The organism is Sheuella amnicola, assembly GCF_010499255.1.
GTDB classification, from domain to species: Bacteria; Pseudomonadota; Gammaproteobacteria; order Burkholderiales; family Burkholderiaceae_B; genus Zwartia; species Zwartia amnicola.
In genome coordinates, this window is record NZ_JAAGRN010000012.1 from 32,859 (window position 1) to 55,992 (window position 23,134).

General features: G+C 49.1%; 27 protein-coding genes and 1 tRNA gene. 16 read left to right on the forward strand and 12 right to left on the reverse strand.

Features of this window, described 5'->3' with window-relative positions; translation table 11 throughout:
• Positions 1-26 precede the first annotated feature (26 nt).
• Genes narJ through G3I67_RS14340 form a run of 5 tightly spaced genes read left to right on the forward strand, consistent with a single transcriptional unit; the run spans position 27 to position 3,900 of the window.
• On the forward strand, positions 27-695 hold the full coding sequence (gene narJ / locus G3I67_RS14320; RefSeq protein ID WP_163656251.1) for a nitrate reductase molybdenum cofactor assembly chaperone: 669 nt from the start codon (positions 27-29) through the stop codon (positions 693-695).
• A 19-nt stretch (positions 696-714) separates the two neighbouring features.
• Positions 715-1,398 (forward strand): respiratory nitrate reductase subunit gamma, encoded by a 684-nt coding sequence (gene narI, locus G3I67_RS14325; protein WP_163656224.1) that lies wholly within the window; start codon positions 715-717, stop codon positions 1,396-1,398.
• A 17-nt stretch (positions 1,399-1,415) separates the two neighbouring features.
• The gene (locus tag G3I67_RS14330) at positions 1,416-2,162 is read left to right on the forward strand and encodes a peptidylprolyl isomerase (RefSeq protein WP_163656225.1); all 747 of its coding nucleotides are present in this window, start codon (positions 1,416-1,418) and stop codon (positions 2,160-2,162) included.
• A gap of 59 nt (positions 2,163-2,221) precedes the next feature.
• On the forward strand, positions 2,222-2,755 hold the full coding sequence (locus G3I67_RS14335; RefSeq protein ID WP_163656226.1) for a hypothetical protein: 534 nt from the start codon (positions 2,222-2,224) through the stop codon (positions 2,753-2,755).
• On the forward strand, positions 2,755-3,900 hold the full coding sequence (locus G3I67_RS14340) for a benzoate/H(+) symporter BenE family transporter (RefSeq protein ID WP_163656227.1): 1,146 nt from the start codon (positions 2,755-2,757) through the stop codon (positions 3,898-3,900). Before G3I67_RS14335 ends, G3I67_RS14340 begins: the two co-directional genes overlap by 1 nt.
• Before the next feature lie 40 nt (positions 3,901-3,940).
• On the opposite strand, the gene G3I67_RS14345 is transcribed toward G3I67_RS14340, so the two are convergent.
• Positions 3,941-4,360, reverse strand: coding sequence for a host attachment protein (locus G3I67_RS14345; protein ID WP_163656228.1), 420 nt, complete (start codon positions 4,358-4,360; stop codon positions 3,941-3,943).
• A 156-nt stretch (positions 4,361-4,516) separates the two neighbouring features.
• Here G3I67_RS14345 and G3I67_RS14350 point away from each other — a divergent pair, with 156 nt between their 5' ends.
• The 5 genes from G3I67_RS14350 to G3I67_RS14370 are packed head-to-tail and all read left to right on the forward strand — an operon-like array spanning position 4,517 to position 7,682.
• Positions 4,517-5,290, forward strand: a complete 774-nt coding sequence (locus tag G3I67_RS14350) for a YoaK family protein (RefSeq protein ID WP_163656229.1) — start codon at positions 4,517-4,519, stop codon at positions 5,288-5,290.
• A gap of 37 nt (positions 5,291-5,327) precedes the next feature.
• The gene (locus G3I67_RS14355) at positions 5,328-6,266 is read left to right on the forward strand and encodes a CYTH domain-containing protein (RefSeq protein WP_163656230.1); all 939 of its coding nucleotides are present in this window, start codon (positions 5,328-5,330) and stop codon (positions 6,264-6,266) included.
• Entirely contained in the window at positions 6,263-6,859 is a 597-nt protein-coding gene (locus G3I67_RS14360; RefSeq protein ID WP_163656231.1) for a chromate transporter, read from the forward strand. Before G3I67_RS14355 ends, G3I67_RS14360 begins: the two co-directional genes overlap by 4 nt.
• Positions 6,856-7,389, forward strand: a complete 534-nt coding sequence (locus G3I67_RS14365) for a chromate transporter (RefSeq protein WP_163656232.1) — start codon at positions 6,856-6,858, stop codon at positions 7,387-7,389. The genes G3I67_RS14360 and G3I67_RS14365 overlap by 4 nt, the downstream gene beginning before the upstream one ends.
• Positions 7,386-7,682 carry a DUF167 domain-containing protein gene (locus tag G3I67_RS14370; protein ID WP_203583683.1) on the forward strand — a complete coding sequence of 99 codons (297 nt, stop codon included), beginning with the start codon at positions 7,386-7,388 and terminating at the stop codon, positions 7,680-7,682. Before G3I67_RS14365 ends, G3I67_RS14370 begins: the two co-directional genes overlap by 4 nt.
• Positions 7,683-7,719: 37 nt before the next feature.
• Here G3I67_RS14370 and G3I67_RS14375 read toward each other — a convergent pair whose 3' ends face one another.
• From G3I67_RS14375 to gloB, 4 genes are read right to left on the reverse strand one after another with little or no spacing between them, the layout of a single operon-like run.
• On the reverse strand, positions 7,720-8,730 hold the full coding sequence (locus G3I67_RS14375) for a Bug family tripartite tricarboxylate transporter substrate binding protein (protein WP_163656233.1): 1,011 nt from the start codon (positions 8,728-8,730) through the stop codon (positions 7,720-7,722).
• Positions 8,731-8,771: 41 nt separating this feature from the next.
• The gene (gene fabI / locus G3I67_RS14380; protein ID WP_163656234.1) at positions 8,772-9,557 is read right to left on the reverse strand and encodes an enoyl-ACP reductase FabI; all 786 of its coding nucleotides are present in this window, start codon (positions 9,555-9,557) and stop codon (positions 8,772-8,774) included.
• 39 nt (positions 9,558-9,596) lie between these two features.
• Positions 9,597-10,925, reverse strand: a complete 1,329-nt coding sequence (locus G3I67_RS14385) for a transglycosylase SLT domain-containing protein (RefSeq protein ID WP_163656235.1) — start codon at positions 10,923-10,925, stop codon at positions 9,597-9,599.
• A gap of 4 nt (positions 10,926-10,929) precedes the next feature.
• Positions 10,930-11,742: a hydroxyacylglutathione hydrolase gene (gene gloB / locus G3I67_RS14390; protein ID WP_235931958.1), complete on the reverse strand. Its 813-nt coding sequence runs from the start codon at positions 11,740-11,742 to the stop codon at positions 10,930-10,932.
• Positions 11,743-11,779: 37 nt separating this feature from the next.
• On the opposite strand from gloB, the gene G3I67_RS14395 reads away from it, so the two are divergent.
• The 3 genes from G3I67_RS14395 to dnaQ are packed head-to-tail and all read left to right on the forward strand — an operon-like array spanning position 11,780 to position 13,766.
• Positions 11,780-12,580: a class I SAM-dependent methyltransferase gene (locus tag G3I67_RS14395; RefSeq protein ID WP_311197136.1), complete on the forward strand. Its 801-nt coding sequence runs from the start codon at positions 11,780-11,782 to the stop codon at positions 12,578-12,580.
• Between the two features lie 5 nt (positions 12,581-12,585).
• Positions 12,586-13,044 carry a ribonuclease HI gene (gene rnhA, locus G3I67_RS14400; protein WP_163656237.1) on the forward strand — a complete coding sequence of 153 codons (459 nt, stop codon included), beginning with the start codon at positions 12,586-12,588 and terminating at the stop codon, positions 13,042-13,044.
• Between the two features lie 8 nt (positions 13,045-13,052).
• Positions 13,053-13,766 carry a DNA polymerase III subunit epsilon gene (gene dnaQ, locus G3I67_RS14405; RefSeq protein ID WP_163656238.1) on the forward strand — a complete coding sequence of 238 codons (714 nt, stop codon included), beginning with the start codon at positions 13,053-13,055 and terminating at the stop codon, positions 13,764-13,766.
• A gap of 3 nt (positions 13,767-13,769) precedes the next feature.
• Here dnaQ and G3I67_RS14410 read toward each other — a convergent pair whose 3' ends face one another.
• Genes G3I67_RS14410 through G3I67_RS14420 form a run of 3 tightly spaced genes read right to left on the reverse strand, consistent with a single transcriptional unit; the run spans position 13,770 to position 17,021 of the window.
• Positions 13,770-14,879, reverse strand: a complete 1,110-nt coding sequence (locus tag G3I67_RS14410) for a mandelate racemase family protein (protein WP_163656239.1) — start codon at positions 14,877-14,879, stop codon at positions 13,770-13,772.
• Positions 14,876-15,862, reverse strand: a complete 987-nt coding sequence (locus G3I67_RS14415; RefSeq protein ID WP_235931954.1) for a Bug family tripartite tricarboxylate transporter substrate binding protein — start codon at positions 15,860-15,862, stop codon at positions 14,876-14,878. Before G3I67_RS14415 ends, G3I67_RS14410 begins: the two co-directional genes overlap by 4 nt.
• 10 nt (positions 15,863-15,872) lie before the next feature.
• Positions 15,873-17,021, reverse strand: coding sequence for a mandelate racemase/muconate lactonizing enzyme family protein (locus G3I67_RS14420; RefSeq protein WP_163656241.1), 1,149 nt, complete (start codon positions 17,019-17,021; stop codon positions 15,873-15,875).
• Between the two features lie 146 nt (positions 17,022-17,167).
• Between G3I67_RS14420 and G3I67_RS14425 the strand changes: the two genes are divergently transcribed.
• Both G3I67_RS14425 and G3I67_RS14430 read left to right on the forward strand, forming a co-directional pair.
• Positions 17,168-17,242, forward strand: a tRNA-Val gene (locus G3I67_RS14425).
• A 264-nt stretch (positions 17,243-17,506) separates the two neighbouring features.
• Entirely contained in the window at positions 17,507-17,752 is a 246-nt protein-coding gene (locus G3I67_RS14430; protein ID WP_163656242.1) for a hypothetical protein, read from the forward strand.
• 602 nt (positions 17,753-18,354) lie between these two features.
• Here the strand turns inward: G3I67_RS14430 and G3I67_RS14435 are convergent.
• On the reverse strand, positions 18,355-18,870 hold the full coding sequence (locus tag G3I67_RS14435; RefSeq protein ID WP_163656243.1) for a hypothetical protein: 516 nt from the start codon (positions 18,868-18,870) through the stop codon (positions 18,355-18,357).
• A gap of 565 nt (positions 18,871-19,435) precedes the next feature.
• Here G3I67_RS14435 and G3I67_RS14440 point away from each other — a divergent pair.
• Positions 19,436-21,403, forward strand: a complete 1,968-nt coding sequence (locus tag G3I67_RS14440; protein WP_163656244.1) for an autotransporter family protein — start codon at positions 19,436-19,438, stop codon at positions 21,401-21,403.
• Between the two features lie 100 nt (positions 21,404-21,503).
• On the opposite strand, the gene G3I67_RS14445 is transcribed toward G3I67_RS14440, so the two are convergent.
• The 3 genes from G3I67_RS14445 to G3I67_RS14940 form a co-directional block, all read right to left on the reverse strand.
• Positions 21,504-22,178, reverse strand: coding sequence for a hypothetical protein (locus G3I67_RS14445; RefSeq protein WP_163656245.1), 675 nt, complete (start codon positions 22,176-22,178; stop codon positions 21,504-21,506).
• Positions 22,179-22,217: 39 nt separating this feature from the next.
• Positions 22,218-22,535: a hypothetical protein gene (locus G3I67_RS14450; protein WP_163656246.1), complete on the reverse strand. Its 318-nt coding sequence runs from the start codon at positions 22,533-22,535 to the stop codon at positions 22,218-22,220.
• A gap of 267 nt (positions 22,536-22,802) precedes the next feature.
• A partial coding sequence (locus G3I67_RS14940; RefSeq protein ID WP_203583684.1) for a hypothetical protein occupies positions 22,803-23,134 on the reverse strand: 332 nt, incomplete at its 5' end.

Here is a 23,134-nt window from a genome sequence, read left to right on the forward strand (position 1 = left end):
GATTCGGCCGGCTCCGGAGATAAATGATGCAAACATTCAAAATACTTTCTGCACTGCTGTGTTATCCCGAACAGCCCATGCTGGATTCACTACCTGAAATCAGATCGATTGTTCAGCGAGACAAGCAATTGTCTTTAGAACTTGATTCCCTATTGCAGTATCTCGAAAGTAATCCACTGATTGCGCTGCAAGAGAACTACGTCGCGACTTTCGATCGTAATCAGAAGCATAGCCTGCACCTTTTCGAGCATATCCATGGCGAAAGCCGCGACCGGGGGCAGGCGATGGTCGACCTGCTGACCGAATATCGCAACAATGGATTTTTGATGGTGCCTGACGAATTGCCGGATTACGTGCCCCTGTTCCTTGAATTTTTGGCACACATCCCGCAAGAGAAATCCAAACAATTGTTGGGAGATGCGATTCACGTGCTGGCCATGATCGGTGAAAAACTTCATGCCAATGGCAGTCCGTATGCCGTTGTGTTCGATTCGATCGTTGCCCGCTGCGATGTCAAGCCTTTGCCATTTGAAGAGCCACCCGTTCGCGATATGGATGAAGCGCTTGAAACCTTTGGCCCCGGCGAGGATGGGGTAGAACCTTTGCTGAAGCCATCCGCCACTCAAGCCATTCACTTCTATCCGCGGCGCCCCGCCATGCCAGGTGGTAACGGTCAGTCTTTGAAGCATAGTTGATGCAGATCAGGAGCAAATCATGAGTTATCTGAATCATTTCGTTTTTGGAATTTATCCTTACATTGCACTTTCGATTTTTCTGCTCGGTAGTCTGGTCAGGTTCGAAAGAGAGCAATACACATGGAAAAGCGACTCTTCCCAGTTGCTTTACCGCGGTCAATTGCGACTGGGCAATATCCTTTTTCATATCGGCATACTTGGCCTTTTTTTCGGCCACTTGTTCGGTCTTTTGACCCCGTTGTGGGTTTGGCATGTGCTCGGTATTTCTCATGAAACCAAGCAGATGGTTGCTGTCGTGGCCGGTGGCATCATGGGAGCGATTTGCCTCGCAGGGCTGTCGTTGTTGATTTATCGTCGTTTTACCAATGCCCGTATTTCGGCGGTTACAACCGTTGGTGACAAGATTCTGCTGCTGTGGATTCTGGGTGCATTGTTGCTCGGATTGGCAACCATTACCCAGTCGGTCAAGCATAGCGATGGTTCCGTAATGGTGACGCTGATGATGTGGGCCCAGCATTTGTTGACCTTTCAGGGCGATGCGTCGACATTCATGCTTGAAGCACCCATGTTGTTCAAGTTGCATATGTTCATGGGGATGACACTATTCGTGATTTTTCCGTTTACACGCTTGGTTCATGTCTGGAGCGGTTTCGGTTCGGTGACGTATCTGGTTCGTCCGTGGCAGCTGGTTCGTCGTCGTTGAGTTGATAAGGAATTGCCATGAGCGTACACGTCAATGGAGTTGAAATTACCGATGCCCAGATCGATGAGGAGATTCGCCATCACGAACGCGCGGCCCGTCCGATGGACGAGGCACTGCGCGCCCTGGTGATTCAGCAGGTTGTTCTGGACGAGGCGAAGAAATGCGGTTTCGATATTTCGCATCCCGATGCGGCAGCCTCAGCGTTGCTTGAACAGCAGGTGCGTTGTCCCTCCGCTTCAGAGGAAGATTGTTTTCGTCATTATCAATCCCACCCAGAACGGTTTGTAGTCGGCGCACTGGTGAGCGCAAGTCATATCTTGTTTCAGGTGACCCCGGACGTCAATCTGGATAAGTTGAGGGACAAAGCTAACGAGGTTTTAGCGCTTGTGAAATCAAACCCTGAGCGTTTTGCTGAATACGCCAAAGAATTTTCCAACTGCCCCTCGTCCGCACTTGGTGGTAGTCTTGGACAACTTTCCCGCGGCGACAGCGTAGCCGAATTCGATCGAGCTATTTTTTCCGAAAAACAACCGGGTTTGATAGATCATTTGGTGCAGACAAGGTACGGATTTCATATCATTCGTATCGATCAGTGCGTTGACGGTAAATTGCTGCCGTTCGAACATGTGCATCCACAAATTGCGCAAGCTTTGTATGCCGCAAGCCTTGATCGTGCGACCCAGCAGTATCTCAAAATACTTGTCGGACGGGCATGCATCGAGGGCGTAGATATGGAGGCCGAGGGCGGATTGCTTGTTCAATGAGGGCGGGTAACGCTATGATGGGCAAATTCACCTTCACCCATCAAACAAGCGAGACAGTCATGTCGTCAAAAAGAGCCCCCCAATCATCGCGCGTGGCATTCGGTTGTGCCACCGCAGTTCTGTTTTTGATTTCGGGTTGTGCATCGGTTTCGAGTGTACAGTCCGGTACGCCGATTGACGATGTCGTTCAGAAATTTGGCCGTCCGTCTATCACGTGTTCCCAGCCTGATGGTTCGCGTCGGATGGTCTGGACCCAGCAGCCAGAAGGTGAAACTGCATACGCTTTGATTGTCGGAACCGACAATAAAGTAAGCGCACCCCGTCAGATATTGAACGATGGTCAATTCGCCATCCTCGGTAATGGCCAGAAATGGACTCCGGAGGCAATCCGTTGCGAATTCGGACCGCCAGCCAATATGACTGAAGATGGTATCGGGCATGCCAGGCAGTGGGTTTGGGGTTATCGCTATATGCGTGGCAGTGATCCGCTCATGATGTACATATACATGGGTAAGGATGGCAAGCAAATGACCCGTTTTGGCGCGGCCCCGGACCCCGATCGCAACGAAGAGGTGATGGGCGGCCGTCGGTGATGTTCAAAATATCACATGTATCCGCAGGTTTTATCGCAGTGCTTGTCGGATACACAAGTTCCGCCGCGATTGTGTTTCAGGCAGCCGGCGCTGCCGGAGCTAGCCCTGCGGAACTCACATCCTGGATGTGCGCATTAGGTTTGGGTATGGCGCTTACATGCATCGGATTGTCTCTTTATTTTCGAACGCCGATCCTGACCGCCTGGTCTACGCCCGGGGCCGCACTCCTGATTACCGGACTCGCCGGTTTATCCATGTCGCAGGCCATTGGGGTGTTCCTGTTCAACTCCCTTTTGATCACGATTGTCGGGTTTTCTGGATGGTTTGATCGAATCATGAAGCATGTTCCTAAGACGCTTGCCGCGGCAATGCTTGCAGGGGTGCTTTTGCGCTTCGGAATGGATGTCTTCGTTGTTTTCCCCACCCAATGGTTGCTTGTTGGCGTGATGCTCGGATGTTATTTGATCGGACGTCGATTGTTTCCGATTTATGCAGTGCCGATTACTTTTTTCATTGGCATGCTCGTGGCTGCTTCGCAAGGATTAATTCTCCTGGACTCAGTCAGTGTCAGCATTGCGCAGCCGATGTGGATTACCCCGGTTTTCGACTGGACGTCTTTGCTTGGGGTTGGTTTGCCGCTTTTTATCGTGACGATGGCTTCCCAGAACGTTCCGGGCCTCGCAGTGTTGCGGGCCAACGGTTACACCACACCAGCATCACCATTGATCGGATGGACTGGTTTGACTGGTTTATTGCTTGCCCCTTTTGGCGGGTTTTCCTTCAATCTCGCTGCTATCACAGCCGCGTTATGCATGAGCAAGGATGCCGATCCGGATCCTAAAAAACGTTACATGGCTGCTGTTTGGGCTGGATTGTTTTATTTGGCAACAGGGATTTTAGGGGCAACAGTCGTGAGTCTTTTCGCTGCGTTTCCTCGCGCACTGATTGTTGCGATTGCAGGTTTAGCTTTGTTGGGCACGATAGGCAACGGTTTGGCTGCCGCGCTTTCGGATGAAAAAGAGCGCGAGGCGGCATTGGTCACTTTTCTTGTTACAGCATCAGGGGTGACGATGCTTGGTATAGGGAGTGCTTTCTGGGGGTTATTGCTCGGCATGGCAACCGCATGGATCAACCATCGCCGTTAGAGGCAACTCGCGCGACAGGCGCGCGAGCCTTGTGGAGCATTTAGTCGGTGGAGTGCATCAACGTCTTGCTTAATTCATTCGGTGCCATGTGCGAGTAGTCTTTACTGATCTGCTTGACGATTTTCTTTTCGAGTGCGGCAGGCATCTTTTGACGCATATCACCCAGTGCGGCAGGTGAGGCAATCAGAACCAATTCAGAGAATTTGCTCGCTTGCGCATCGTGTGCAAGACTTTCGACCAGAGCGTGCAGGAAATTATGCTTTGCAGCTGCGTGAGGGTCTCTGTACTCTTGAGTGGACGATTTATGCTGGCCCTCGCCCGCGTGTGAGCCAGGTTCGTGTTTTTGATCCACTGCCTTCAAAAGCTTCAGGCTGATCTCACCGATTTCACCTACGTTTTCGTACACACTTGCACGGCTGCCATCGGCAACAACGATCCATGCATTTCTTGAAATAATCATCCTAGAGATCTCCCGCGAATAAGGTAAAAAGGTACAACCCCAAGTCTAACTTAAATTTCGAGTTGATTTGGGGGCGGATTCGGGTGAAATATCCCTATAATCAACTGAATTGTTAATCCAGATCAACTACCTCTTAAATACTCGACCCGCAATTTAATGCCGCTACAGACAATTAGTCGTCTTACCAGTCCGCATAGAAGTCAAAAAACCAACCGTCAGTTGGGTGCGTATTTGGCTTTTGTTGCCGGCACGATTAATGCGGGTGGTTTTCTCGCGATCTCGCAATACACGTCCCATATGACAGGGATCATCTCGAGCATTGGAGATAACGTGGCGCTTCAGGATGTGATTCCTGTGCTTGGAGCGTTCTCCATGCTTTTTTCGTTTGTTATTGGCTCCATGATAAGCACGATTATGGTGAGTTGGGGGCGCAGACACAAAATCTACAGCGAATACGCCCTGCCACTCCTGCTCGAGGCGCTTTTGTTACTAATTTTCGGGGTGCTTGGGGCCAATCTGAACGTCTTGACTCCATTGACAGTTCCGACAATTGCGTTGATGCTTTGTTTCATGATGGGTTTGCAAAACGCCATCATCACCAAGATTTCAAAAGCCGAAATTCGAACGACGCATATGACCGGAATCGTCACTGATATTGGAATCGAGCTAGGTAGACTTATTTATTGGAATCGCTCTGCGCAAGGCAATCAGGTTCATCCTGTGCAAGCCAATCAGCAAAAGTTGAAAACGCATTTGTTGATTTTCAGTATGTTTTTGATCGGGGGTGCGTTTGGCGCGATCAGCTTCAAAACATCCGGTTATATATCCGTAGTGCCGATTTCGATTTCATTGATTGCCGTTTCTTCGTTACAGGTTTACAGGGATCTCAGACGTTTAATCAAAATGTTTGGTTCGTATCCCCGTATTTAACGACTTGATTTAGTGATGGATTACTTGGGAGACTTGCTTGAAATCAGAAAAAATTAAAAAGAAGAACGACACAAAGGGAAAAGAATTCCAAGGTGAAACAAAGCAAGTCACTGACAAGGAGAAAAAGAGTGACAAGCCGTCGAAAAAGAATCAACTCGACAAGCGTGTCACGAATCGGGAATTTAAGCTCCTGATCAATCCCAATGGCTTGGACCGCAGAAGCAAGATCGCCCAACTTAGTAATTTGCTTGTGGCTTTTTGCCAAAAATCCGGTGTTGAATTTTTTCATCTGGACAATGCCAATACCGGCTTGCGCAATGTTTATTTTTACGACACACCGGGTGAGCACTTCAGGCGCAATAATCTGATTCTGCGTGTCCGCGAGTCGCGTCAAAACGTTTGGGTGGACGACTGGTGCGAAGTGACGATGAAATGTCGAGCACACTCGTTGATCGACTCGCTTGCGTATGATCCAAAGCCGCAGATTGCCCAAAAGGCTCGCCTGAGATTGAAAGAAGAAATTCTGCGTGGCGATGGCTTGGGTACGGCTCGAATGATTTATTCCAATAACGCGATTCTCGACACGGTTCCGGTTGATAGCGTTTTTGATCGCAGCATGAAAAGTGTCATCGGATTTTTTCCGGACTTGAAGAAGCTTGGTATCGCAGATGATGTACCTATCCGTATTGTTGGAGGGCGCACCAACAAGATTCTGGAGGCCTGCCTGCCATTAGGCAATCTGGTTTTCGGTGAGACTGTTCAGGCGCATTGCGATATCGGAATCTGGATGCGCAGCGTGGGCGATCCCATTATTGGAGAGCTTGCGTTTTCATATCGTGTCAACAATGAAAATCGTGCCGAGACTGCCGCGCATAAAAAAGCGGATAAATTTTTCAAGAGCTTGCAGTTGGCCCTGCCGGACTGGCTGGCCAGCGGTACGACTAAAACCGCGTTGATTTACGGGAAGCCAGAATGAGTGCAGCTCCAGTCGCAACGACTGCATCTAGGAAAGAGATTTCACCGCATCCTGCATCGCCCACTTCGTTGTGGTCCATTTTTATCGAGTTTCTTTTGATTGGTGCGGTCAGTTTCGGAGGAGGAATTATTGCCTATGAAAGGATGCTATTGATTGAAAAAAGAAAGTGGCTGACCCCCGATGAATTCATGGCAACACTTGCCATCAGTCAAACCATGCCCGGCTTGAACTCCGTCAATCTCGCTTGTCTGGCTGGAGATCGTTTGCGAGGCGCTTGGGGCGCAATTGCGGCGATTTGTGGCCTGATCTTGCCGGGGGGGCTGTTTGTACTGATTGCCGGCTTGGCTTACAGCGCAGGAGAAGATCATCCGGCCGTGAATTTGTTGCTGGCTGGTGTGGCCGCAGGAGCAACGGGTTTGCTTTCGGCCGTTACCTACAAAATCGGTTCAGAACATTTCAGGCATTTGAAGTCCTTACTAATCATTGTCGCAACTTTTGTGCTGATGAGCATATTCAAGCTGTCGCTGATCTGGGTGCTTGCCGTCATGGCACCGATTTCTCTGCTGCTTTACTGGCCGAGGCACGAAAAATGAGTGCACTGATCCACTTGGCATTGGTCTTTTCGATGTTGTCTTTGTTGGCTGTGGGCGGGGGTACTGCCGTGTTGCCAGAGATGCAAACGGTCTTGGCTCAGCGCTACAGTATTGATCACACAACATTCGTGCACATTTACAGTATTGGCCAGCTTGCCCCGGGGCCAAACATGATGATGGTGCTAGTGTTCGGTTTCCAGATTGCCGGACTGCTTGGTGCGCTGGTTGTATTGCTGTCCTTTTTTATTCCATCTAGCCTTCTTTGTCTTTTTGTTGGACGGCTCTGGACTCGAATCGGTGAGGGACCCATGCGCCGGGCGGTGCAAAATGCACTGGAGCCGATTTCGATTGGATTAATGTGTTCGGGGGTGTTCGCGGTAGCCAAGTCTGCAATTGCCGGTCCTGTCTCGATATCTTTGGCTGTGATCACGTTCACGATTATTCTGTTGACTCGCATCAACCCTGTTTACATCATTCTGACGACCGGATCGCTGGGCGCTTTACTGATGCATATTGCGGGGTTGAAGTGACTGCTTGGTTGGGTGTGCATAAAGACGGCGCTGCCCTGATGCTTCATTGTCAACCGGGTGCGAAGGTCACGCGAGTGGTGGGCGAACATGATGGGCGGTTAAAAATTTCACTGAATGCACCCGCGGTAGAAAACAAGGCAAATGAAGTTTTGATTGCATGGCTTGCCGATGTATTGGGCACGACAAAAAAACAGATTGAATTGCTGTCGGGCCACACGGGTCGAAAAAAACGCGTTCTGATTCGAGGTTTGAATCAGAACGCGATTATTGAAAAGCTCGCTCCCGACACATAGAGTCGGGGCTTGATGCAACGGTGCCGGTCAATGTGAATTATTGCTCTACTTTGATGTTGCCCTCTTTGATGACTTTGCCCCAGATTTCGCTGTCACGCTTCATCAGAGGGGCAAGAGCATCGGCACCAGTAAATGTGGCCTGCAAACCCATGCCTTCAATTTTTGCCTTATTTTCCGGCGTTCTCAGCAAACGCAGAATTTCGTTTGAAAGTTTATCCACAATGGGCTTGGGTGTTTTACTGGGCAAAAAGAATGTAAAGAAGCCGTATGGCTCGAAATCCTTGTAGCCCATTTCAGTGAATGTGCGCACATCAGGAAGGATTTCCGAGCGTTTTTCACCGGTTGATGCCAAGATTTTTATTTTGTCAGACTTGATTTGGGCGCGTAAATTAGCCACGTCAACAAATGCCGCATCCAATTGACCTCCAAGCAAGTCAGTCAATTGGGGTGCGCCGCCTTTATATGGGATGTGGGTCATTTCCAGTCCAGCCTGCTTTTTGAGCATTTCACCGTGAATGTTGGACGACGTAGCCGCACCGTAAGATCCGTAACTGAACTTCCCGGGATTAGCTTTGACTACTTTGATGAACTCTTCAAAAGTATTGGCCGGAAAGCTTGCTTTAACAACAAGAAAGTCGGACGAGAGGCCGATTTGCGCCACGGGTGTCAGATCTTTGTCTACGTCGTAAGGGATCTTGGCGAACAGATGAGGGCCCTGGATGATCGCGGTAATTCCGAGTAGTACGGTATATCCGTCCGGCGCTGCCTTGGCGACGAGGTCGTTACCGATCATGCCACCCGCTCCAGGTTTGTTTTCGACAATGACAGTTTGCTTCCAGGCTCCAGTAAGCTCTCCCGCAACCAGTCTAGCCAGAGCGTCTGTTGATCCGCCGGCGGAGTAGGGAACGATGATTCGGATTTGCTTGTCTGGATAGTTTTTAACTGCGCCTTCCTGAGCAACAGTGTCAGTGACTACCCCGCCCAATAGTGACAAGGCAAAGATTGCACCGATTTTGGCTTGTGTACGGAATTTTTTAAACAATGTCATGCCTTATCTCGTGTCAATGTGATTGGGACGGGTGAATGGAGTTACTCAATCAGTCCGGCAACAATATTCGAAAATCCCGAGTCAACGTGAATGATTTCTCCCGTCACGCCCGATGCTAGATCCGACAGCAGAAAGGCTGCAACATTGCCAACCTGTTCGATTGTGACGTTACGACGCAAAGGAGCATTCGACTCGACGAATTTCAGAATCGAAGAAAAGTCCTTAATGCCGCTAGCGGCCAAGGTTTTAATAGGTCCGGCCGAAATGCCGTTGGCTCGGATTCCCTCAGGCCCCAATCCGGATGCCAGGTAGCGTACGCTTGCTTCGAGAGAGGCCTTAGCTAAACCCATCGTGTTGTAGTTGGCCATGGCCTTTTCGGCACCAAGATAGGTAAGCGTTAACAGTGCGCCATTTCGCCCCTTCATCATTGGCTTGGCGGCTTTGGCAAGTGCAGGGAAGCTGTAAGCCGATATGTCGTGCGCGATTCTGAATGCCTCGCGCGAAATGCCTTCGAGAAAATCCCCTGCAATCGCCTCCCGAGGCGCGAAACCGATCGAATGAACCAGTCCATCCAGGCCGTCCCAATGTTTTGCAAGTTCGGCGAATGTTGCTTCGATTTCGGCATCCGAGCTGACGTCGCAAGGCAATACGATTTTGCTGCCGAATTCAGCCGCAAACTCGGTAACACGCTCCTGAAAGCGCTCACCTACATAAGTGAAGGCAAGCTCGGCGCCTTGTTCGTGGCAAGCTTGCGCAATGCCATAAGCGATGGATCGGTTAGAAATCACGCCTGTAATCAGTATGCGTTTGCCAGTTAGAAAGCCCATGTTCGGATCCTAGTAAAAAAAATCGATAATCAAAAAAAATCAACTGCGGTTGCCTGTACCGGGAATGCGTAACTTCATGCCAGACCTGACGGTATCATTTTTCATGTTGTTCAGAGATCGTATCGTGCTGGGGGTTGTTCCGTATTGCCGTGCGATACTTTGAAGTGTTTCGCCTTTTCGAACAACATGGGTGCGAACTCGAGTGTTCGGATCGACCTTTCCCGCCAGTTTTGGCGCACTGGTCGGTGTTGGAGGCGCCAACTGAATCCCTTGACCCGCAGGTGCCGGAATCATTAATGACTGATTGCTGGCGCTTCGCATGTTCGAAGGAATCCGGTTGGCTTCACGAAGGCGTGCTTCGGATACGCCAAACTTGCTCGCGATTGATGAAAACGTTTCACCTTGCGAAGCTTCGTAAATCTTCCAGGACGACAACTCTCCTTTGTATTCGGCCAGATTAGTGTTGAAGATGTCGACTTTATCGCGTGGCAGGATGACGGAATGATCTTCCATTGCCGAGATAATAGGCTGATTGAAAGAAGGGTTCAGCGCCTTGAAGTCTTCGATTGGCATTTCAGCCAGTTCAGCGGCGACATGAAAATCAATATCGACAGACTTTTTGACCGAAACAAAGTAGGGTTCATTGTCAACGACCGGCAACAGTACTGCGTATTTTTCGGGATCGGCAACGATGTTCTTGATGGCCTGAAGCTTGGGAACGTAATTGCGGGTTTCGTCCGGCATGCTCAGGGAAACGTAATCAGTAGGCTTGCCTGCAGCAAGGTTGCGGGCGATTGCACGCTTGACCGATCCTTCTCCCCAGTTATATGAGGCGAGCGCCAGATACCAATCTCCCTGAAATTCGAACAAATACTCGAGATAATCCAGTGCGGCGTTCGTCGATGCGATGGGGTCTCGCCTCTGATCGTGCCACCAATCCTGTTTTAACTTGAATTGCGTTCCCGTGCTGGGAATGAACTGCCACAGGCCGGAAGCCCTGGCCGAAGAATATGCGATCGGGTTATAGGCGCTTTCCACAAATGGAAGCAGGGCAAGTTCGGTGGGCAGGCCGCGTCGATTGATTTCATCGACAATGTAATAGAGATATTTACCTGCGCGCGTTGCCATCCGCTGCATCGCCTCGGGGTGCGACGCATAATACGCAGTCCACTTATCGACTAAAGGCGTATCCAGATTAGGGATGGCGTAGCCACGACGAATTCTTTCCCAGACATCCGTGGGCGCAACGGTCAGGTCGATGGTCCGCGACGTATCTTGGGCAACATAGCGACCATCCTGACGCGAGGTGCCGGCACAACCGGCCAGAATCGCCAGGCAAAGAAGGAGAGATAAACGAAACAGACGCATGGTTTTATCGGAAATGGTTCTTCCACTCTCTGAGTGCGGCAAATACCTCGACCGGTGTATCCAGGTTGCGGTTTGCCCATTGAGTGGTCGCGTTCACGACAGCTTTTTGTTGAGTACGCATAAAAGGGTTGCAAGCCAATTCTTGCCCGATCGTGCTCGGAATGGTTGGCTCATTGAGGTTGCGCTGATTTACTGCGATCTGATGCCAACTTTGCAAATCCTGATTTTCGGGATCGACCGTAAGCGCCCAGCGCATATTGGAAAGTGTATATTCGTGTGCGCAATAGACTTTTGTACTGGTAGGCAGCGCAGCTAATTTGGCCAGGGAACTCACCATCTGTTGCGCAGTACCTTCGAACAACCTGCCACATCCGGTGGCAAATAATGTGTCTCCGCAAAACAGCACCGGCTCGCCATTGAACGTGCCTGCAAAGGCAATATGCCCCGCGGTGTGGCCCGGAACATCCAGAACGGATAGCTCGATTCCGATCTTGCGATCTTCAAATCGATCGCCTTCAACCAAAGGGTTGTCACAATGAGGAAGGTCTTCGGTTGCGGGGCCCCATACTTTTGCACCAGTCGTTTCAAGAAGCTTTTTGACCCCGCCGACATGATCTTGATGGTGATGGGTGAGTAGAATGGCAGTTAATTCGAGTTTGAGGCGCGAAAGGATTTCGAGCACGGGTTCTGCTTGGCCCGGGTCGACAACAATCGCTGACTTCTCGCTCGCGATCAGCCAAATATAGTTGTCGTTGAATGCGCGTACGGCCGTTATCCCATTTAATGTTTGGGCAACGAACGAATGTCCCTCGGGCAAAAATGACTTGGTCAATTTTTTTATTCTCAGGTATAGAGTGTCTAAAGCACAGCCTTCCATTGTAAATCTTGCAGACTGGTTTCGAAGCGATTCCGGCAAATACATGCTTGAGTGGGAAAAATCTAAATTTGATGCCGTTGTAGCTGATGTTTTTGGTTTTAACGCATTACAAGTAGGCGCTTGCGGGCAAGATTTTCTTGAAAATAATCGAATTTCATTCAAGTTGTACGCTTTTTCATCTAAAAATACATCATTTCCTCCTGGCGGTGAGGGTGTTCTGGTTCTTTCAGAGTCTGAGCTTTTACCATTTGCATCGCAGAGTATTGATTTACTTTTGTTGCCGCATGGTTTGGAATCTTCAATGAATCCCCATCAGGTATTGAGGGAAGCGGAGAGGGTTTTGGTGCCAGAGGGGCGTGTCGTGATTTCCGGATTTAATCCCTGGAGTCTTTGGGGATTAAGAAATCGATTGCCATTTGCCAAGCCCTGGTTACCCGAAAAGCATGCAAAACTAGTTTCTCTGCCTAGACTAAAAGATTGGTTAAAACTTCTTTCATTTGATATCGATCGAGGGCACTTCGGGTGCTATGTTCCAGCTTTTGCAACCAAAAAGTGGATTGATCGGTTTTCATTCATGGAGCACGCCGGAGATCGATGGTGGCCAGTTTGCGGGGGAGTGTATGTTGTTTCTGCGATTAAACGCGTATCGGGCTTGCGTTTGTTGATGCCTGACTGGAAGTCGCCAGCAAAAAAAACCAGAGCGCGCGCTACAACTCACGGAGTTGCGACAAGTCAAACGACTCAAGTTTTGAAAGATTCCAGGGAAGGCATGAATTGACCAACATGACGCAAACAGATCAAAAAGTGGAAATCTGGACTGACGGTGCATGCAAGGGTAATCCTGGCCCCGGTGGTTGGGGAGTGCTATTGAAGTTCGGTCAGGTTGAAAAAACCTTGCACGGTGGTGATCCCCTGACCACGAATAATCGAATGGAAATGATGGCGGTTATAGAAGGCCTACGCGTCTTGAAGCGCTCTTGTCAGGTTGTATTGCACGTGGACTCGCAATATGTCATGAAAGGTATGACTGAGTGGATTCATGGATGGAAACTGCGTGGATGGCGAACCTCCGATAAAAAACCCGTTAAAAACGCCGATTTATGGCAATTGATGGATGAGCAGGTCCAGCGCCATCAGATCGAATGGAGATGGGTGAAAGGGCACAATGGCGATCCGGGCAATGAGCGGGCGGATCTGCTGGCCAATCGAGGAGTGGATGAAGCCCGATCCAATGCCTTATGATGACGACTATGCGCTGGATTATTTTAGATACTGAAACCACCGGACTCGAGCCGGCCTATGGACACCGCGTGATTGAAATCGGTGCGGTCGAGATCGTTAACCGCAATATCACCGGACGTGATTATCATACCTACTTAAAGCCCGATCGCGATAGCGATCCCGAGGCTTTGAGGGTGCATGGCCTGACGCTGGATTTTCTCGAAGACAAGCCCGCCTTCGAAGATGTTGCCGACGAGTTTCTGGAGTTTATCGCCGGTGCTGAACTGATCATTCATAACGCCCCGTTCGATGTGAAGTTTCTGAATGCGGAGCTGGCCCGTATCGGAAAGCCTCCTGTCACGACTTTTTGCGAAGGCGTGACCGATTCTCTCGTTCATGCAAAGACGTTGCATCCCGGCAAACGCAATTCACTCGATGCATTGTGCGATCGATACGGTATTTCCAATGCGCACCGAACATTGCACGGTGCTTTGCTTGACTCTCGCCTTCTCGGAGAGGTTTGGCTGGCGATGACCAGAGGCCAGGATAGCCTCATGATCGATCAGTTTGATGCGCCCGAGCCCCGGGGGGTCAAGGCGGTTGAACAAAGCCAGGATCCGATGGAGTTACCTGTCATTTGGTCGAGTGCAGAAGAGCTCGAGGCGCACGAACAATACTTGGTTTCTTTGGACAAGGCTGCCAAAAAAGACAGCCTCTGGCGGCTATATGAACCAAAAGCGTAACATTTAGCTCAAAATGCCAAGCGTTTTTCGTTTGATCAACTCAAAATCGATTTGCGCGCCTAGACCCGGTTCGGAAGGTGCGTGCACCATACCATCGGCATCAATTTGAATGTCTTCGATCAAACCGTATTTTTGGGACGCTGAGGGCAGTAAGACCTCAAAAAATTCAGTATTTTGCAGTGCCATGATTACATGCAGATTTGCAAAATTGTTTAGGGAGTTCCCGCCATGGTGAACTTCGTAATTTAAATGAAATGCTTCCGCCAAATGCGCAGTTTTCATTAATGTGGTGATTCCGCCTTTGACGGCAACATCCCCGCGCAGAAAATCGGTAGCTCTCTCCTTGATCCACGGTGCGTACGAATCGAGCCCACCTGCGGGATATTCGGTTGCCATGATCGGAATGCTCAAATGTTTTTTGAGCTCTACATAGTTGTAGATGTCAGCATCGGCGAGAGGGTCTTCATACCAGTAATAACCAAGGTCCTGAATAACCTGCCCGACTCGCAACGCCTGCTGATAGTCGTAAGACCAAACGGAGTCCAGCATCAATAGATAATCATCACCCACAGCTTTTCGCACGGCCTCGCAAACCTTGATGTCGTCGCGCCAGATTTGTGGAGGATGAATTTTGTAAGCAATAAGGTTCAGTGATTTGTAATGTAAAGCTTCATCGGCGTATGCTTGCGGGGAGGCCAAAACAGCAGAGCTGATGTATGCGGGCACCTTGGTGCGAAACGAACCTAACAATTGATGAATCGGCAGCCCGGCCACCTTACCTGCAATGTCCCATAGCGCAACGTCACACGCACCAATTGACCGGGCAGTTGTTGTCCGGACACGTTTCCACATCGCTTTATATAGGCGTTCGCGATCCAGAGGATTTTGCCCCACTAATATCGGCTTCAGATATTTGATGAGTGTCGCGCCGTCCATGTCTGCCGGATAAAAGGCGGACCCTAGAAAAGCATGCCCTGTGATGCCGGAGTCGGTCGAGATGCTGAGCAGCCCCAGTTTGCTGCCCCCCTCAAAGCGGCCTGTATGCGCGCCATAGCTTGTCGATGGGATTTCATCCCAGGCAAATAGAGTGAGTGTGACGTCTAGGATTTTCATTCGATTTTGATCCCGGCATCTTTGACCACTTTGGCCCACTTGGCCGCCTCGCTTGCGATCATTTTCTTGAACTCTTCGGGAGTGCTTGCAACAACTTCCACCCCTTGATCATTAAATCGTTTGGTTACCTCTTCCGTTTTGTAAATTTCGGCAAGTTGACGGTTAGCCTTGTCGACGATTGCTTTTGGTGTACCCGCGGGCATCTGAATGCCAAACCATACATTCACTTCATATCCGGGGACGCCGGATTCAGCTACAGTCGGGATCCCCGGTAGCATGGGCGATGGCTTGCTTCCGGTGACTGCGATCGGTGTCACGCTGCCTGATTTGATCTGGGAAATGATGTTTGGAATGTTGTCGAATAAAACATCCGTGTCGCCGCCTATCAATGCCGCCACTGCGGGTGCGCTGCCTTTGAACGGAATATGCACCATTTTCGTTCCAGTCATGCTCATGAAGAGCTCCATCGATAGATGGTTGGAAGAACCCGATCCGGTGGATCCATAATTCAATTTGCCGGGATTTTTATTCGCATATTCGATCAATTCTTTTACGGACCTGACTGGCAGCGTATTACGCACCGCTAAAACATTCTGGGCGCTACCAGCCCAGATCAAGGGCTGAAAGTCCTTAAGTGCGTCATATGGAAGTTTGTCCCCATAAAGCGCAGGCAATACCGAGAAAGGCAAAGGCGACACTAGCCATGTATATCCATCTGCGGGAGATTTGGCGACATAGTTGTTGCCGATCGTTGTGTTGCCACCAGGTTTATTTTCAACCGTAACAGTCTGATTCCAGACTTTGGAAAGTTTGTCGCTGGAGATTCGGGCAAGCGTGTCGTTAAAGCCTCCGGGTGGATAAGGCACAACGATTTTGATCGATCGTTCTGGGTAGTTTTGCGCACTTGCAGTGCCGGTGAAGGCGCCGGCGCATATTGACACGGTACCCAGGGACAACAGAATATGTTTGATTGAATTTCTCATTTGCCTCTCCTTAGAATTTGACAACATAGCCAGGGCCATCGATCAGGGGGTATTGTGCGAATATCGCTTCATCGATTTCAAGACCGATGCCCGGGCGATCAGGTGGCTCGACGCATCCGTCCGCACCGATTTTGAATGCCTCTCCAAACATGTCGCGAAGAGGATTGAAGTGAGAGACACAGGCTTCGAAGTAACCTGAATTTTCGATTGCTGCGGCGAAATGTATGGTAGCGGCATGGTTGATGCCCGTCGCCGAACTGTGTGTATTCATCGGAATGCGGTAGGCCGATGCCATCGCCGCAATTCGAAGCCCTTCCGTGATGCCGCCACACTTGGACAAATCAGGTTGCCAGATTTGAATTGCACCGGCCTCGAGTATCTGCGCAAACTCAAACCGGTTGTAGTGGTTTTCGCCAGCGGCGATTGGAACGAGGGGAGTGATTTTTGCCGCCTCTCGATAAGAATGGAAGTCGTTGCAGGCAAAGGGCTCTTCAAGCCACCCCGCCTTGATTTCCGCAAGTACCGGTAAAACCTGGCGAGCCTGTGCCATTGTGTAATTGGTGTTGGCATCGGTCAAAATATCAATATCATCACCAAGCATTTTTCTGACATGCAGGACGCGCTCGATATCGTTGCGTGCGCTATCACCCAAACGCAACTTCACGGCCTTGTAGCCGCGAGCGACATAGTCGAGAGCTTCCTCGGCCAATGATTCCTTTTTTTGAAAACCAAGCGAAATACCTCCGGCATAGGCCGGAATTCGGCGCTTGCTGCCACCAAGTAATTCGTACAGCGGCATCTTGGCTGCTTTACCACGGATATCCCACAGCGCCATATCGATCCCTGCAAGTCCGAGTGACGCGCCTGAGCCTACGCCATGACTCGATAATTGCATGCGATGCACGCGTTGCGATACGCCGACGCAATCGGTGGCTTGCATGCCGATCAGCATGGGGGCGAGAGTATTGTGAATCAAGCTGACGATCGCACCGGGGCTGCGTCCCGGATGGGCCTCGCCATAGCCTGTAATACCTTCAGATGTTTCGACTTTAACGATAATGGCATCGCGTTTGCTGGTGCTGCCGATCCCCATCGTGACTGTTTTTCCTTCCGGAAGGCGAAAGGATAGCGGAATGGCCGTAATTGCCGTGATTTTCAAAATTTGTCTCCGAAGTATTTGTATGTTTTGGATGATTATGACGCAGAAATGCCATTTTTGAGGGGGAATCGGATGACCGTGTATAATCTTGATCTTGGATTTACGATCCAGTCTCCAGTCTTGCCGCTATTTGCGCGCATCAGATCGGGCGGTTAACTCAGCGGTAGAGTGCCACCTTCACACGGTGGAAGTCACAAGTTCGAACCTTGTACCGCCCACCAATAATTCCAGCAAAGTCAACGATGTTGACAACATCAGATCAAAATAACACCTAAAGAAACTACCGAATTTCACCACTCGGATGGGTCGGTATTGGGTCACTGCTGGGTCAATTTTACATTTACTTTTCCTTATAAGCTCAAGGGATTTATACCTATCACATTGTTAAGCCAGAAAAGATTTTTCGATTGTTAATCCTGCCATGACTAGGCGCTGTGTAAAACACTACTTCGGCTGCCTTTGTAAAAACGACATTGGGAGGCAGCATGCAAACGATCACAACAAAGTATTTGGGACCTACTAACTACAGAGGCTCACGTATCAAAGCTAGTACTACTACTGGCATTCATATCACCCGTCCTTTTAATCATGTGCATAGTGGCGTTATGGTGCACGCTGTGGTGGCTATGGAGTTGGCAAAGTCGTTAGGATGGCAAGGTCAAATGATTGCAGGTGATACGCGGACTGGGTATGTATTTGTATTTAGCTCAGGCGAACGCTTTGATATCTGAACGCATTTATGGGATTGGCCTTGCAGTATGGATTAATTGAATTGCTCCCTGCCTAGGGGGATGGGCCAAGGGGGTGGGGGTGGGTACCCTATTGATAAGTATCCCGTTTATTGCGAGACCTATTTTTTACTATGTATGTATACGCACATTGTTAGGCCTTATTTCGTTTGTAGTGATAGGTTGTTCGTAACCATCTCAACTGTCAATCGTCCAAATTCTTTTGCTGGGGTTCTCGCGCGAAGCTCGAGGCAGTCAACCTATTGGTGCGCTCATGACCGATACGAACTGCCCATTGATTGCGTTTAACTGTCAGTAAAAGTCAGTAACAAGTGCCATTGGGCTCGTAAATTACGAAAACTTGCTGTTTGTACTACTAGTAGTACACACTGTTGAATACAGGAATATGGAGAAAGTTAGTGTCGTTTTGAACGACATTTGTAAAGCTAGAGCTGTTTCACGGCTGTGATTACAAGACCTTCTGTAAGGACATTTCTACTAGTTACTTTCCATTCAAATCACATACGCTATTTGGTATATTTCTAACCAATTAAAAAGCAAGGTATGTGGAAAATGTTTCGCAAAGCTCTCTCGGAAAAAAGGCTTTATTTTCTATTTGGAGTACTGAGTGTATTTGCGTTAATTAACCACGCACACGCTGTCGTCGATGACATTTGCCCTGTACAGATTCTTAGTGGCACGCGATTTTCTACTGTTTCAGTTGCCTCAACTGCCAACTGTGCAGTCACTATTTCTAGCGGAGCAGCCCTATCCCCCCCCTCGGGCAATGCCATTTTGGCGGGCGGCGCGGGTTCTACAGTAGTAAATGATGGAACAATCACCGGGTACATCGGGTTAAGAAACTCATCCCCTGGGATTAGCATCTTCACAAACTCCAGCACTGGTGTCATAAACACTTCAAATACCAGCATTTGGAACTCTAACTCTACTATCACAACTTTTAACAACAGTGGATCTATCACTAGCAATAACGATGCATTTTCGAACCGAGGTAACGTAACAAACTTAATAAATACAGGTTCAATTAAAGGAGGTAACGTTTCTGGCGGAGCTGGCTCCGCAATAAAGAACAGCGATGGTACGTTAATAGGCACCGTCACAAATTTAACGAATACCGGTGCATTAAGCTCAGGAGGATCTGGCTATGGTATTTACAATTTTCTTGATAAGGGATCTGTTTTAAATCTCAATAATGGTCAAGGTGGAGACAGTACGACACCAAGCACAACCGCACTAAAGCACTGGGGACCACTTCCGACCAACTACAATCTCATCGTCACTTCAACCGCAAAATACGGTCAACTTGCAGCCACCAGTCCTTCCGGTTCAATCACTTTTGGTATTTATTCTGGTGGTGTATCGGGTGTCCCAGCCTCCACGTTAGTGGCAGGCACATACACAAACGTTTTTACTGGACTGAATGAACTCAACATTCCAGGAGCAACTTCTGGCACTTATGGTACTTACAATTGGTCCCTTACTAGGATAGGCACAAACTGGGATCTCATTGTTACTTGCGCTAGTGGTTGTGGCGGAGGTAGCAGTAGCAACAGCTCTAGCGGTAGCAGCAGTAGCTCAAGCACAACCAACATCACATCCAATCAATCAGTCCAACTATCCAGCGTTGGCTCAACAGCCAATCCCGTTTTAGACGGCGGAACGCTGTTGCTTGGTGCAGGCGAATCTTCATCTCAGCGTTTTAGCGTAACCAACAATAACGGCTGGATCACTTCAGCTGCTAAGAGTAAATCTACGTTGTCTGGCGGATTTACTGGCGCAGGTGCTTTGACTTTTAATGGCACAGGCAAAACGGTTTTGGTTGGCGCAAGTTCCCACACCGGTGGAACGACCGTTTCACAAGGTGCGCTAGAGTTACAGAACGGCTCACTGGGTTCGGGTTCAGTAACTGTGGCAACTGGCGCCGAACTTCGCGGTTCAGGCACGATTGATGGCGAAGTTCAAGTATTTGGACTGCTCAAGCCTGGTAACTCACCAGGCTATCTGGCGATGAACTCATCTGTAACGATGAACAGTGGGTCAACATTCCAGCAAGATATCGCAGGAACCATACAAGCCAGCCAACTAACCCCCATTGGTGCGACGGGTTATTACTCGTTTATGAACATCACCAATGGTCAGTTCATCATCAACTCAGGTTCCATTCTCAAGCCTATGCTACAGAACCTGTTTAGCACTGATGAATCTGGCTACGGTAGCACCCCCTACACACCTAAACTGGGCGACCAGTTCCGAATCATTACGGCGGCAGGTGGCATCAACGGTCGATTCTCAAGCCTAGTTCAACCAGATGGTCTGGCTTCAGGCACACAGTTCGTGTCGTTCTACAACATGAATAGCAGCAATAGCTTGGATTTGGCTGTTGTTCCATCGTCATATAAGACCACAATTTCATCTGCTTCAGGCAACAGAAACGCACAGTCTGTAGGCTGGGTGTTAGATCAAATCACACAAGCCAATACATCAGGCACATCTACTTCCATCCAAGACAAGCTGCTCTACAGCATCTCGAATCAAACGTCAGGCTCTGGTATTGCCTCTTACGCACAAAGCTTGGCAGGTGAAGTCTATGCCGCCGCAGTAGCAACCATCGCTCAAACCACTCAGCGTGTTCAACAAGCAGTATTGACACGATTGGGGGACACGATGGGTCTTGGATTGCCTAATTCGATGACCAATGCTGCGGGCAATACCGCGTTGATGAATACCACCAACACAGCATTGAATGGTGGTGTGGCATCTTCTGCGGTCAGCACGAATCCAAATGTCAATCCAGCAAACGAGTCGTTTTCCAACGGCAATGTCTGGGGTGAACTGGCTTACCAGAAAGGCAATCGCGCAAGTGACAGCTACTCAGGTGGTTGGAACAGCAATCTGTATCAACTGGTGTTTGGCTCGGATTTCATTAAAGCAAACGGTTTAACCGTAGGCGGTGGTTTTGCGCTCTCCAGCACCACGTTGAATCCAACTTATGGCTCGGGTACGATTCAGCAAGGCTCACTCTTTGCTTACGGCAAAATGCCTGTAAAAGAATACGTGGTCGATGCCATGGCAAGCTTTGGCTTGAACTCAAGCAATCTGTCACGTGGCGACATTACGAACTTGAGCGGCGGCTTTAGTAACAAGAGTATTAATGGCAATGATGCGCTGATCAGCTTGGGATTAAGTCGTCCGATTGATCTGGACACCAACTTGCGTGTCACGCCATTCGCTCGTGTCATTTGGCAGATGGTCACACAGTCCAGTGTCAATGAAGGTGACGTGGCTTCGGCACTGAGCGTCAATAGCTACACAGGCAATGGTGTACGTGGTGTGATTGGTGCGGCGGTGGGCTCCAAAACCAACAATCCAATGACCGAGAAATACACCTACCGTGCTTATGTTGGTGTCGGTGCTGACTCATCAGGACTGCTGAATCCAACGATGAATGCTTCGCTGGCTGGATTGTCCACCAGCATCACCACACCAAATGCTGGTGCGGCATTTGTTCAAGCTGGTCTGTATGGCACAGCCAAGATCGCAGATAACGCTTATGCGTATGCTGGACTATCTGGCGAAGCTCGCAGTGGTCAGACTCTGGGTGCAGTGAATGTTGGTGTAAAAATTCAGTTCTAGTACCTGTACAGCTATCCTCTTGTTTCTGGACGGACAATGCTTTGTAAACTTAGAGTATGTCCCTTCAGCATATTTTTCCATACAGGTGCTTCAGTACCTTTTAGGCTGGATTCATAGCAGAATCCTGTAAACAATTTTCCAAGTTATTATTCAAGTTCAAAACCGCTGGTGATAGCTCTTCGATGATTTGATCTGCGAATGCAGTAACGTTGTGAGTGAATTTTTCCATCGCAGATAAATATTGCCGTTTTTCTGATTCAAGCTGAGCCTTAGGTTTGGGATAAGTTGTCTTGTAGGTATCCCTAATGCGCTCTAGCTCTTCATCAAGGATTCTACGGATCATCGTGTATTCGTTATAAAGCTGACCTGTCGTATCTAGTTCAATGCTTGCTGCGTAAATTGCTGAATATATTTTACAGTCAACATTGGCGATATCATTTTGAACCGACTTGTACGCAGACTGTGAGCCAGTAGGTTGCCCTGTTTTGATTAAATACTTCCATAGTTCTATTGCCTCTGCTGCCTGAGCTTTGCCTGCTTCGAGATAGTCGAAAATTAATATAGCAGCTTCATCATGTGAGTTAGTTGCAATGCTATGTGCGATTTTTGTTACTTCAACGAGTACTGTATCCCTAATTGAAGATGGTAATTTATCTAGCAATTTAGGCAGCATAGGTTTTGATTGTGGATTTTTCATGATGCGACTTACCTTTTCAGCAGTAAGCTTTTCTGCATAACGGATCTGTACTGCGGGATCTATATTTAATGGTTTCATGATTACTATTCTCATTAATGGATAATTAGTTGGTGGTTTTTAAACAGGTGGGTGCCAGATACGTGATCCACGGCCTTCAGAAGTCCATACACGGGTTCTTTGCCAGCCCAAGGCCATTAACTCTTTGGCGATGTTCTGGGGGTGTGGATGAGCTTTGTAGCGACCATTGAGCTGCTTTGCTAGTTCTGTGATTGACCACGACCGCTGGCGCAGTTCAGGAGGCATTTCAGACACAAGTTTGATGATCTGGTTACGTAATGGTGTGTATGTATACACAGGTGATTGAGATGATCGTTTATCAGAAGTGCTGGCCTCTTTGCACAAATTAGCGATTTCGGCTTTTAGGTATGCATGCATACTTCATCCCCACAAAATGACAGGCGGTGCTCACAAAAAATCAAGTCAAAGCACCGTAGACGTATAGCCCGCCATAGCGGACTAACGTCGCTAGACGTACCAAAACCACGGCGGGCTACAACCCTTGTGTAGTAAGGCTCCCAAGCCCGCCGCAGGGGGTATAAATTTGGCGGGCTATAAAAAGCGGGCTGCAAGCCAACAAGCATAAGCATTTCAAGCCCGCTGTCCGATTTGTCAGTTGGATTCGGCGGACATAGATTTGGCGGACTAGGAACGAGCACGAAGCACCTCCTTCACCTGTTTTGCCAGTCCATTGTTATCCCGTTCTTCTGGGCTTACTGTATGGACAACAATTGATCCAAAATCGATCCCCATATCAATCACATCACGTAACTTGGATTTACTGGCCTTGAACTTTCCGTCCTTGCCCGATAAACCATCAAACTGATTTCGTGTAATCCATTGATCAGTAGTATGCGTCCGGCCAACCCATCTTGACCATCTGCCTGCGGTGCAAGTTTGGCAGTGACGGTTTTCGAAGCGTATCAGATCGTCTGTGGTTGCCAGTTGTGTGGCAGCAGATCCGTGATCTGGCGATA